Genomic DNA, 13055 nt, shown 5'->3' on the forward strand with positions numbered 1-13055 from the left:
GTGACCAGTCGAACCCGCGCAATTGGACGGACAATATTCCCGTCTCTCCAGCCCTGTTTCGCCTGAATCTTTCGCCGGGCTTGGTTCGGTACTCTGTTCGCAGTCCGAGCAACTCTCGGTTGGGCCTGGTTGACCGAATGTTTAAGTCATTATCGCAGTAATCATTACCCAGAGTATGACCTTCTACGACCGGGAGGCGGAACTCGACACCCTCACCGCCGCGGTGGAGACCCCTGGTGCGGACTTTATCGTTGTTTACGGGCGACGTCGAGTCGGGAAGACGGAACTCCTCAAAGAATTCTGTGCCAACCGTCCCCACATATACTTCCTCGCCGCGCAGGAGGCCGAACATAGACAGCGAGAGAAGTTCCTCGACCAGATCGCAGACCACTTCGACGAGCGCGTCCCGCGAATCGACGGGTGGGACGAGGCGTTCGAATACCTCGGGGAGCAACTCCAGCGTGAGGATCTCGTCGTCGTCATCGACGAGTTCCCATATCTCGTCGCAGAGAACGACTCGCTCCCGTCGTACGTACAAGCGTTCGTCGACCAGGAACTCGATGGGACGGATTCGATGCTCGTACTCTGTGGGTCGAGCGTGAGTACGATGGAATCAGAGATATTGGGTCACGAGAGCCCACTATACGGGCGACGAACGGCGCAACTCGACGTGACGCCGTTTTCGTTTCAACAGGCCCGAGCGGTCATCTCGTACGACATCCAGGATGCGATTCGCTCGTATGCCGTCACGGGTGGCACCCCGATGTACCTCACGCTGTTCGACTACACACAGTCGCTCGCGGCGAATATTCAGTCGCACGTACTGTCACCGTCTGCAGTGCTGTATAACGAACCCGAGTTCCTCCTGCGCACCGAACTTCGAAGCCCAGCTCGGTACATGAGCATCCTCGAAGCGGTCGCACTGGGCCATACGACCCCGAACGAGATCTCCGGCGCAACTGGGATCGATTCGGGACCGCTCTCGAAGTACTTACAGACACTTCGTCGACTTCGGCTCGTCAAACGAGATGTCCCAGTCACGGCCTCGGGGAAGAAATCCAAGCGGTCACGGTACCGGGTGGCTGATGAGTTCCTTCGGTTCTGGTTTCGATACGTCGAGCCGAATCGATCCAGTATCGAGGAAGCACCGGAGATCGTGTACGACGGGACGATTGAGCCGGATCTCCCAATCCACGTCGCAACCACGTTCGAAGACGTGTGCCAAGAAGCCGTCTGGGAAGGGATTCGACGCGGCACGTTCGACCCGTACTCGGAGGTCGGTCGCTGGTGGTACGGCGAAGAAGAGATCGACATCGTCGGACTGGCACCGAACGACGACCGAGTCCTCCTCGCCGAATGTAAATGGACGACGGAGCCGGTTGGGGAAGACCTCGTCCAGAGTCTGCGAGCAAAGGCAGAGAACGTCCGATGGGGGCCGCCGGATCGAAACGAGCGGTTCGCCCTCTTCTCGAAAAGCGGGTTCGTCGACGGACTCGAAGCACAACTCGACGACTCGTGGTCCCTTTTCAGCGTAGCGGACCTCGACGACCTACTCATGCCGTCCTGAGTGCTTCGATACTGATCCAAGGGAACGTATATACGAGACAAACAACCAAGAAATAGAACACATCAAAATGCCAGTTCTGGATGATCTCTCCGGTTTCGAGTTTGAGGACGTGATGGAGGACGTCTTCCGGAACCTCGGTTACGAGAACGTTCGGCAAGCAGAACGGACGGCTGACGAGGGGCGCGACATCCTCATGGAAGAGGTCGTTGACGGAACCCGTCGAGGGATCGTCGTTGAGTGTAAGCACACGGGGTCTGTCGGACGGCCGGTCGTGCAGAAACTTCACTCGGCGATTGCGACTTTCGAGTTCGATGGGCCGAAACGCGGAATGGTGGTGACGACTGGCCGATTCACAGATCCGGCTGTGGAGTACGCCGAGCGGCTTCAGCGGAACGATGATCCGTATCCAATCGAGCTTCTCGACGGTGTTGACCTCCGTGAGATTGCTGACGAGATCGGGCTTGACCTCTACAACGGTCGGATCGAAATCCTGTGCGACGAAACACTTCGGCCGTACGACCCAGCGACGTCAGTGACTGCGCCCGTCAAAGAGGCGTTCCAAGACATCGAAAACATCGATTCATCGGACCTTCCGCAGCCGAATTCACAAGTTGCATTCCGCCCAGTTGTCGCTGTGACGGCGGACACGAACGCAGTCTTCGAGACGTCGGTTGGCGTGATTCACCGGATCAACGACCGGTCCCAGTTCGTCGTCCACGCTGAACGCGGTCACCCCCGAACTGCATCGAGTGAAGTCTCGAACCTCGTGTCGGAGAACCTGCATGCGGCAGTTGACCTCGATGTGGATCAATTCGAGAACGTGTTTGATGCGGTTGAGGAGCGACGATTCGGGCAAACCCAGACCGAGTACAAGGAATGGGCAGTCGAACGACTCCAAGACTATCACACGACGACCGTCTCCTATACAGGAGACAATAACGTCACGTACACGAAGACGTGCGAACCGAACCGTTCCGACATCTCGGTGCAGTCAATCGAACCGGTGTATCTTCCACTCGTTCGTCACACGACTGACCTGCAGGAGTACTCGTATCCGTACGAGTATTTCGCCGCGGGGCCGTCACGCGTGACGAGCGAAGACGGCATCCATCAATGCGTCCACTGCGGCACGAACGGTGCCAACAACGCCTATACGTACTGTGCGAACTGCGGAAGCATCAACTGTGATTCACACATCAAGACCGAGCGACTGGAGGGAACACCGGTCTGTACCGGGTGCGCTGTAACCGAGCGCTTTGTGTTCAAGACCAAGTACTTCTACGACGAGGAAAACCGGGATGCGTTCCGAGAACAGTACGAAGCAATGCCGTTCCACGAGAAGGCCATGGAGAACACGCCGCTCACTGTCGGTGCGGTCGTCGTGACGCTGCTCCTCGTCGTCAGCCTCCTAGTTAGCGTCGGAGTGCTGTAGCAAGGTGTAGTACCCGAAGGGGTAGGATCACTTTCCAACTGTTTAAGTGGATTCTTGACTATCGCTTGTATGAAGCATAGAACCACTGGAAGTTCCTTCGCTGTAGAGGGATTCGGGATTGAACGGCGAGCGAGCGAGAACGGTGAGGTGAGTACGGTGGGGAGGCATCGATGAACAAGCGAAGCCGTTCTATCGAACCCACCGGAATCACAACGTGCGATACAGCCGGTCGCGTCGGCGGGGTGCACGTTCTCGGTGTGCTCCACGGACAACCGCTTGCGACTGCCCGAGTGACTGGCGCGATCACGCGATACGACCCGGACGTTGTCGCTATTGAAACGTCTGCGGAGGGGATCAGTCAGTACCACCCAGACGTTCGAGACGCGCGGTGGCCGCCGCGAGACGAACTCGAAGCCGCCGCGTTCGCAACGGATCACCTCTACGATCTGTTAATCGCCGGCATCGATACGCAGGACTACGAGACGGCAGTGGACTTCGAACAGCTGGATCGGGAGATCTTCACTGCACTCGGGCAGATCGACTCAGAAGACCAGTTGAGGCGGACGACGTACTACGAGTTAGACCTCCAGACGATCCGGCAGTGGCGCGACCTGACGAAGCAGCGAGCCCCTGACGCCTTCCAAACTGTTATCTCAGATCGTGACGCAGTGATGGCGGGTCACCTCACCGCACTCACTAACCACGACGACATCGACACAGTCGTCGCGGCTGTCGGCGTCCAGCATCTCACTGGCGTACTGGATCTGCTACGTGCGCCGTCGAAGATCCCCGACGACATCGTCGAGGTCCCACCGCTTGCGCATTACCGGTTATTCCCGCGAGAATCACCGTACTCGAACGCATAAGTCGGGAACGAACTACTCACCCTCGTTCGCTTCACTTTCTGTACTTCCCACGCATGTAATGGTGGAGTGTGAATACAGGTATAGCGTACTGTGACACAACCAACCCCTTTGCACGCTGGAGTCCATCACTGTTGACCCCGGACCCATGGAGAACCGGGCCGGGTGCTGCGGTCAGTAGCTATTAGTTTTATCCGATTGCCCCAGGCCCCAATCGTCACTCTCCATCGAGGTTGAACCCCCTGTCCAGAATGTCCAGGATGTCGAGAAGACGTTTTCCCTATAAATCCGGGGGGAGGGGGGTTGTCCAGAACCTCCTGCCCCATATGGGGTGTTTTTCTGAGTAGCGGGCTACTGTTTCCATCGACAGATGACCATGGTGAGTACCTCCGACTTTAATGTCAAGGCGGCTCAGTCGAATAGCCGGGATACACATATAATATGGTCGGGGAAGACAAGGGATCCGTGAAGGAAGAGAAACGCCTAAAGAGGCGGATCACATGTTTTTCTAGCGTATACCGCACGTTCGCCATCTATTCCAATTAGGGGAATATACTACCTACAACAAAAGAATTATAATATTATATCAAGTGTAGATGAACGGCTACTTCCAGGGGAAACCTGGGGTCGGTTAGGTGATCTTGTCGCCAATCTTTTGCTGATGTCCACTCTGTATTGTATTCATATTCTTCTAGCCGATAAAGCTGATTACGGCCTCGGGAATATCCGCTGAGGTTGGCCGTAAAGGTCAGGATTCCTCAAAATTCTGGGTACACCTCCTCGTACACCGCCCTCATCTGAGAGTAACAGGTGATAGTACTCAGTTAGTCCCTGGAAGACCCCCAGTTCGACTGAAGTGATATGGGTCTACTTTAGCGAAGTAATGTGGCCTAACAAGTGGTGGGAAGTTCTGGACAACCCCCCTCCCCGGGGTCTTAAGTGAGGGACTAGTTATTGACGTTCTGGACGTTCTGGACACACCCCCTCTATGGATTCTTTGCGAACAAACACCAAACACAGAACAAGAATACTGTTTGGGTGATGCTGTATCCTGAGTGGAACAGGAGATGTCCAGAATCATCTAAACGTAATCCAAACGTCCACACGGGGGATGTCCAGAAAACAAATAATTTAGTTTATATATTATGGCAATTCTCCATTCTGTCGGGTGATTCTGGATAATCCATTGCGATCCAACGTCGGACAGACCCTACGTCGAGAGTGTGGCGTTGCTCTGTGTTTATTACACTCTATCTACCGGCGATAATAGGAGTCTTCGGGGTTTCGAGGGCAGAGCTTTAAACCGGGGTGGTTCATCAAGCCGAAGCACCTCCGATGACGAATCAACGGCACAGACTTCGCCGGATGGCGAATCTCCACAGCACATACCCAAGTATCGATAGGGAACCAGCAATACCGGTAACCGGTATTGCAGCTACACCACCGGATGCACGGCGACGACCAGAGCCGCCGAATAGCGAGACAACAGTTCCAGAATTGAGGAAACACTCGGTCTTCAGCGATACCCTCGTCAAGCTACTCGAAACGACTGCTGCGGTCGTAGAACCAGGAATCACTGACGCATCACCCGCGATTCAAGAATTGGTCGAGTCGTGGTGTGAGTTACACGGGTACGCTCCTGACGATGACGAGACGCCTTCAATTATCGCTCACCAAGCGGTGTTCGCACTTCTATTGAAGGGCACGCTCTACGAATGGCACCATCAACGCGGTGACCTCCCAGAGTTCACGGGCGATGCACGTGAGAACTTCCAACTCGCTAGCGAGGAAACCGGTGACCCAGCGTTCACGCCGTGTACATTAGACGAAATTCTCTGGAGCGTTGAAGAGGCCGATACGACAGCCGTCACCGAAGCGCGAGATCGGCTTCTGAAGTCAACGCAGCCAGCAACGGACATCGGCCGCCTGTACGAGACGCTGATTTTAGGAGATCATCGTCGGGTGCTCGGGCAATACCGAACCCCACAGTCACTCGGGCAGGTGATGCGAACGTGGGCAACCAGTGGTGGTGATGTCGTACTTGACCCCGGAATGGGTGCTGGCGAACTGTCGGGACCGTTCCATCCAGATTGGGAGATAAGTACTGACCCGGACCACGTCCACGGGATTGATCGCAGTCCGCTCGCAGCGCTCGCAGGCCGGACAGCACAGACGATTGCCGGCCAACAACACGAGGCCCGCCGGTCTGATTTCTTCGACGTGGAACCCACGGACTTAGATCGAGACGTAGATGCGGTCCTGTGCAACCCGCCTTACACCCGTCACGACTCACTCCCCTCGGCGTACAAAGACGAACTCAACGCACAAGCCGAGGAACTGACCGGATTAGACATTCCGAAAACGTCACCGCTGTACTCGTACTTCTATTACCACCTCAGGCAGTTCCTCGACGTTGGGGATCGAGCGGCAGTCCTCACGCCACACCACTTCTTGGAGCGAGATTACGGAGAGTCCCTCAAACGGTTCCTTCTCCGGGAATTTGACATCCGGGCACTCCTCTTGGACAATCCAGAGAACGAGTCGAAATTCGACACGGCGCAGACGACAGACATGGTCGTGTTTTTGGAAGCGACTGATGAGCCGGACACAGGAGTCACGCGGTTCATTCGTGTCGACGAGAATCCTGGGGTCGAGACTAAATTGGAGGCAGTTCAGAACGGCATCCACGGAGAGACAGATTGGGGAGCCATCAACTGCATCGAGCAGTCAGAGCTGAACCCGGAGGAAAGATGGGACAATCTATTTGATCTCAATCCTGACGAACTGCCCGATCTGCGGCCACTTTCGGACATAGCGGAAGTCCACCGCGGATTGCAGACCGGTGAGAACGATTTCTTCTGCCTCTCGCAGGAACAGGTCGAGTCTTGGGGAATCGACCCGCAGTACTTGTCACGCATCGTTCCAAAGCGGCGTTATTTCGATGGATATGACGTCCGCGCAGACGATTGGGCTAATTTCGATGAACAGGGACGGCCAACGTGGCTACTCTATCACCTCGACCGGTTGCCCGGGGTTCCCGAAACGACCTACGACGACGAAGACGAGCGCGCCTACTGGTCAGAAGACTCGATGAACACTGACCAAGCACCCTCCATTGTCGGATATCTACGTCACGGCCTCACTAACCATGACAAACTCCCGACGAGGTCAAGCGTTCACGGCCGGGATCCATGGTACCGGGTTGAGCGCGGTGATACCGCACCGATTCTCGTGACTCCGATGAGCCGGTCAGAATTTCGCGCCATACTCAACGAAACCAACGCGCGGCACCTGAACAATTACTACGGGGTCTACCCGGACGCTACAATGAGCCGGCAAGGTCAGAGGGCATTACTGGCGTATTTGAACTACGTCTTCGCTGATAACGGGGTTTCTCAGTACCGACGGCAACTCGTAGGCGGGTTACAGAAGTTCGAACCAGGAGACGTCGGAGAGATTCCAGTCATTGACCCACGAGAGCAGCCAGACGATGTCGTCGCTACGCTTGCAGAGTGTTTCGATGAACTCCGGGAAGCGGCGCGATGCAATCAAGATGAAACGGCGGTGATCGAACGAATTGATACGGTGGTCCGACGCCTACAGTGATATTCGAGAATACTGGTCTGCGCAATTGAGGACGTCAGTACTCACATCGAGATTGAAGGAATGAGTAACGTGATTAGAAGCGTAGTTCCGTGGGTATCATCTCATCTGTTTCGGTGGTTCTGTAGATCAGTTTGTACACCCTGGAACTTGCACGCAGCTACTTACTCGCAACGGTACGCAGGTACGTATTGAGGTACATACGCATGTACATGAGTACGTACATTGCCGTGTACATGACCTCGACACTGGGATTTTGAAGGGCTGTCTCTTTGTCGACGATGATGCTCCGGCTGTCGGTCCTCAGGACGGTCTCGGTGGTATCAACACACGCGTTAGTTCCGGATAGGCTCACGTCGGCCTACCGACAGTGACCGCGGTTCTATGCAGTCAAGGATGTGTTTCTGGATCGGCGATCCGTTGGCGAGTTCATCACGATTAGTTCTTTCCGATGTACCTGGGTCGCTTCACCGGATTACAAACATTCCATTGTCGAGAACAGGGTGAACTGACCTCCGCCTCCAAATCCACTAATGCTCGGGATGAGGCCGAGTGTCACGACTGCGGACAACAAGCTGTCTGGGCGAATTTCATTTCGAGCACTTCGGAGTCACGCGTTCTCATCGATTGTGGTGATAAGCCGGGAGCTGAGGGTGAAGTTCCGTACTTGCAAATCCCAGAGGCAACCCCGATTGTAGACCTCGATGCAGTCGTGCTCACTCACGCCCCCGATCAGACGAGCTCACAGACTTCTATATGTTGATGCGTTGCTGTACAGTAGTATTCCACGAAAGTCATACAGTAGACTGAGAAGACTAGCCGAACAGCCGAGAAAGGAATCCACCGGAGTTGTCTGTATCAGACGCGTCTTCCATCTTAGCTGACTGCTCGGTATCTGTGCCGGTTTCTGCTGTCCCGTTCAGGAGTTCGTCGACGGAGTACCCGATCCACTCGGCGAACTCCTCGGGTGCACCGATGTAGACGCTCGTGGACGACTTCTCGGACATGAAGCGCTTGGGGAGACGCTTCTCGTAGTCGTACACCTCGTACTCTTCGCGGTCGAAGTCAGCCGTGATGGCATTCGGTTCCGGCTCGAACGTGACGCGACCGCCCTGAATGTCGCGCTGCCACTTCAGCCGCCCCGTGTCGTACGTCTTCTCGGCCGGCTCGTCAGCGGGGAAGTACTCGGGTTGCTCTCGACCAGCTTCGTCGTAGAACTCGCGGACGATGCGGCGGACGTCTTCGATAGTGCCGTTCCCGTCAGTCCACGGTCGCTCGGTGAGCATCCGGCGGGCCACGTAACTGAAGATCGGGTTCTGCCGTTCCAGCACGTCCGAAAGGTCTTCTTGCGCTTCGCGGAAGCCCGGGTCCTCCGGGTTGGAGGGGAAGGAGACGTCCATGCTCAGGATTTTCATCCGGTTCCGGAACTCGGATTTCGGAAGCGCGTCGTTCGTCGTGAAGATGAGGCACGGCTGATCGACGCTGGTCGGCGTCCAGTCGCCCCAGTAGTTCCGAATCGGGCTCCACCGTTGAATCTTCTCTTTCTCCGCGTCGATGATTGCGTACGGGAAGCACGTGTCCCACTCGCGGACGCCACGGACCTCCTTGACACCGACCTCGTCCGCGTCGACACCGGAGATGACCGTGTTGTCGGAGACGAGGCGAAGAATGTACTCGGTGAGCTTGTCCTTCCCTGCGTCGCTCTTTCCTTCGATGTAGAGATGTTGGAGGACGTTATCCAGCGTCCGCGACGGTGACGAGAGGGCTTCAGCGTACTGGTTGGCGAACGGAGCCCAGAACCCGTAGAGGAACGCCTCGTACATCTGCGCCATTACTGCGGTCTCGGACTGCGTGTGGCCGTGGTTCTCGACGGTCTCGATGTAGTGCTCGATGGTTTCGAGGCAGTGATCCAGGACTTCGGGCGTCGGCTCGTCGGTGGCGACGAGAATCATCTCGTCGTCTTCGCCGATCACGACCTGCTCGGCCTCCGGAAGGACGGACATCGTCGGGATGGCCGTCGATTCCTTGACCTGGTTGTTGTACGCGCTCAGCGGCGCGGTGATGCTGTGATCTTCGACGGTCGCACCGCGGTCACGGAGACCGGCTCCGAACTCGTCTGCGGTATCCTTGTCCACCTTGCTGGTTCCCATCCGGATCTTCTCGTCGGGGGCGCGAACCCGTGGCCGGTCGAGCGTATCCGTCAACCCCGTTTCGTGATCCGACTCCACGAGGCCGACATCCGGCGACTCGTCACTGTTCTCGTCCTCGCCAGACTCTTTCTCACCTGTCTGAGCGTCCGGTTCGACGACGTTGCGGTCGGCGTTCTCGGGTTCTTCGACGAACGCGACCGTCTCGTCAGCCTCCTCGGGGTCGTCGACGACGGCGGTGACCTGGTCGGCGACGTCTTTCAGGTCCTCGACGGCGTCTTGATTCAGTGCGGCCGTGTCGCTCACGTCGAGGTCGCCCGCACCGACCCAGTACTCGATGCGGTTCTCCCGCTCCTCCGGCGAATCGGCTTCCTCCAGCGCTTCGACGAGCCCTTCGAGGAGCGTCTGGTCGCTGTACCCCTCGCGGTACTCGTCGATGAACCGCTCGAACTCCTCGTCCAGCTCAGTCCCGACCTCAGTCGTGAAGACCGAGATTTGGTTCGTGTGGTACTCCCACGAGTTCCGCGAGAGGTTCGCCGACCCCTGTACGAGCTTCACCGTGTCGTCCGGCATGACGATCCGGTAGATCTTCGAGTGGACGGTCTTCCGATTCTTCAGTCGAACGGTGAGCCGGTCGTCTTGCCGAAGTCGGACGAGAGACCTGGCCGTCGAGACTTCGCTCACTTGGTCTGCGTAGTCTTCGGCGTTCCCGATGAGTACGTCCAGCGACCCGATGTCGTACTCGGTCAGCATCTTCACCATCAGCTCGGGCGTCTCCGCGTACGTCACCGCATCCACGTGACGAGCGCCTTCGAACAGGTCGAGGAAGTCGTCTCGTTCTTTCACCATCGCCAGGCGGTACTTCGCAGCACCCGATCCGTAGAACTCCGGCATATCGGCGAACCTGTCGAACGAGATATTCGCTCTCAGTTCGTTCATAAAGGAGGAATTCACCTAACACGAATAAACCCCTGCCACAGAGTGATAGGGTGGTGCACTCTATCCGTACCCGGAGACACTTACCACTCCTCGCTGTTGAGAAAATCATGCCGACGATTACGATTGAGCGAGAAGACGACTGGTTCGTGATTACGGACGAAGAGACCGGAGTGACGACGCAGGGAGAGACGAAACTGGAGTCGTTGCTGATGTTGGCTGATGCACTCGCTGGCTACGAAGACGCAGATGAAGACCTGCTAGCGATGGCACTCGACGTGTTCGTTCCCGAACCGGAGGCCGAGGAGTTGGTCGCTGAATTACGCGGTGACGAGTACGAGCCTCCGAATGTGTCTGAGGAACAGATTCGGAAACAACGTGATGCTACGTTACGACTGGCGAAATCCTACAGGACTACGGACTACTCGGATACGGATAATCTTGAGATGCTGTATTCGCTATTTAATGACTAAATTCTCGGTTTCTTAGCCCTGCTGCTGGCTAATCTACGCGAATCTCCTGAGAAGCGGTTGCCAAAGTCGAGTGGAATGACGGAACCTCCGTTAGATCTAATCTATCGTCTTCCGTAGTTCCGCATACCAGTTCGTACATACTGAGACGAGTACATATCTGCCTACTCATTGGTGTTCGCCAGTGGGTACTGAGGTACCTGTGTATGTACCTGAGTACGTACTTAGCCGTGTACATGACATCGACGATGGGATTTTTGGAGGGCGATTGTTTGTCGAGGGCATTGTTTCGACGGTCGTTTCAGGCAGTCTCTGCTGTCACAATATTCCCGGCAATTCCTGATGGGATTCCGCCAGATAGCCCGCTATCGGTACCGCCAGAAGGAGATGTGGTTTTCTAGTATCACTTTTAGGCCGGTATCGATATTTCGTTAACGGCCAGACGAGGGTATCTCCTTCCGGGAAACGGATCACTTCACGGGATTACAAACATTCCATTGTAGAGACCGGTAGTGGCGTAGGATCGGTTACCGTATTCCCCAAACAGAACTTACAGACCCTGGATAGGGCGATTATCCGGGGAAGGATACATTCGATGGAAGCACCGAAAGTGGTTGATTACGAGGGTATTTAGGTAACCGGTCCATTTCCCGGTGTGCTTCGATGCCAGACCACCAACCAAAATCGATCACGGACGCGCTTGCGGAGTCGCTCGGTGATGACGCGAGCAGAGTACAGAGCGATCTCGACGAGTTCTACAACTGGATGCTGACGAAGGGGAAGAACCCGAATCGACGACAGCCGCTGTCATCGTCGCTGTCGGAGAACTACCACGCACGTGTTGACCAAGTCTTCAGGTTCGTCATCGACCGCTTTGACCCATCGGACAAGACGGAACTCACGCACGACCAGGCGGATCTGATCGTCAAGTGGTTGGACCGCGACGAAATCCGTACCCAGAGTGGCGATCCGTACTCGGAGACGAGCAAGCGGAAGTTCGCTGATGCGCTCCAGAAGTACTTCGCGTGGAAGCACGACCAGTACGGGGCAGAGAAATGGCGGCCGCGGATCAACTTCACTGACGGTGAGCACGAACACGCCGACAAACTAAATTTCGAAGAGCGCTGGCAGGTTCTCCAAGCGGCGAAGGAGTACGGGTCGCTGCCGTCGTACTACGAGACGTCCGAGGAGGAGCGCGACAAGATCGATAGCCTCGTCGCGCAGCGACTTGGGAAACCGAAAGCCGAAGTCACGAGGAAAGACTGGGAGCGCGCGGACACCAGCAACAAAGTTGCTTCGCTCATCGCCGTGGCCCTGGAAACGGGGATCATCCCGGTTGAGGTCGAGCGGGCGCGTACGGACTGGTACGACGCGAAGCGGAACATCCTCAAAATCACGAAGGAGGACGCCGGGAAGGACCGGCCGACGACGGAACTCCCGCTCACGGATGAAACCGGCGAACTGATGGGCAAGTGGTTGCAGGAGCGCCGTCACTACGAGAAGTACGACGGGACGAATCGCCTCTGGCTCAACCGCGACGGGAACCCGTACAGTTCGAAGAACCTCTGCTACCTGCTCCGGCGGCTCTGCGACGAGGCGGGTATCGACCACGAGCACCGCAACATCGTGTGGTACAGCCTCCGACACAACCTCGGGCAATCCATCGAAGAGACGGAAGGCGTCTCACAGGCCCGCGACCAGCTCCGCCACGAGCACATCGAGACCACGAAGAAAACCTACGGCGAGTCCACCATCGAGAGTCGCCGCCACACGCTCGAAAAAGTGAACGAGACCGCACGACGGGCAGTAGAAGACCCGGAGTTCAACCCGTACGCGGACGAGACACAGCAACCGACTCGGGAGGACACGCCACAGGAACCCGCTCGGAAGACCCAAAACGAGACATCGGCCCCCGCAGCAGAGACTCCTCCTACGCACATCGACGCGGTCATCGACGACACTCAGGAGGACCGCGCCGACCTCGCTCAGAAAATACTGTCCGAAGAAATCTGACCGGGCCTGCTCGGCGTCCGTTTC

Annotated in this window: 7 protein-coding genes; 6 read left to right on the top strand and 1 reads right to left on the bottom strand. The window is 56.5% G+C overall.

Annotated elements, in window-relative coordinates:
* Window positions 1-175 precede the first annotated feature (175 nt).
* The 4 genes from M0R88_RS15920 to M0R88_RS15935 all read left to right on the top strand — a co-directional run bounded on the left by M0R88_RS15920 (window position 176) and on the right by M0R88_RS15935 (window position 7468).
* The gene (locus M0R88_RS15920) at window positions 176-1567 is read left to right on the top strand and encodes an ATP-binding protein (RefSeq protein WP_248649999.1); all 1392 of its coding nucleotides are present in this window, start codon (window positions 176-178) and stop codon (window positions 1565-1567) included.
* Window positions 1568-1634: 67 nt separating this feature from the next.
* Window positions 1635-2999: a restriction endonuclease gene (locus tag M0R88_RS15925; protein WP_248650000.1), complete on the top strand. Its 1365-nt coding sequence runs from the start codon at window positions 1635-1637 to the stop codon at window positions 2997-2999.
* A gap of 290 nt (window positions 3000-3289) precedes the next feature.
* The gene (locus M0R88_RS15930) at window positions 3290-3865 is read left to right on the top strand and encodes a TraB/GumN family protein (RefSeq protein WP_248650001.1); all 576 of its coding nucleotides are present in this window, start codon (window positions 3290-3292) and stop codon (window positions 3863-3865) included.
* A gap of 1362 nt (window positions 3866-5227) precedes the next feature.
* Window positions 5228-7468, top strand: coding sequence for an Eco57I restriction-modification methylase domain-containing protein (locus tag M0R88_RS15935; RefSeq protein ID WP_248650002.1), 2241 nt, complete (start codon window positions 5228-5230; stop codon window positions 7466-7468).
* Window positions 7469-8280: 812 nt separating this feature from the next.
* On the opposite strand, the gene M0R88_RS15940 is transcribed toward M0R88_RS15935, so the two are convergent.
* The gene (locus tag M0R88_RS15940; protein WP_248650003.1) at window positions 8281-10551 is read right to left on the bottom strand and encodes an Aq_aa27 family P-loop NTPase; all 2271 of its coding nucleotides are present in this window, start codon (window positions 10549-10551) and stop codon (window positions 8281-8283) included.
* A 107-nt stretch (window positions 10552-10658) separates the two neighbouring features.
* Here M0R88_RS15940 and M0R88_RS15945 point away from each other — a divergent pair, with 107 nt between their 5' ends.
* Both M0R88_RS15945 and M0R88_RS15950 read left to right on the top strand, forming a co-directional pair.
* Window positions 10659-11021 carry a type II toxin-antitoxin system HicB family antitoxin gene (locus M0R88_RS15945; protein WP_248650004.1) on the top strand — a complete coding sequence of 121 codons (363 nt, stop codon included), beginning with the start codon at window positions 10659-10661 and terminating at the stop codon, window positions 11019-11021.
* Between the two features lie 660 nt (window positions 11022-11681).
* Window positions 11682-13031 (top strand): tyrosine-type recombinase/integrase, encoded by a 1350-nt coding sequence (locus tag M0R88_RS15950; protein ID WP_248650005.1) that lies wholly within the window; start codon window positions 11682-11684, stop codon window positions 13029-13031.
* Window positions 13032-13055 lie beyond the last annotated feature (24 nt).

Source organism: Halorussus gelatinilyticus, from assembly GCF_023238445.1.
In the GTDB taxonomy this organism is placed as follows: Archaea; Halobacteriota; Halobacteria; order Halobacteriales; family Haladaptataceae; genus Halorussus; species Halorussus gelatinilyticus.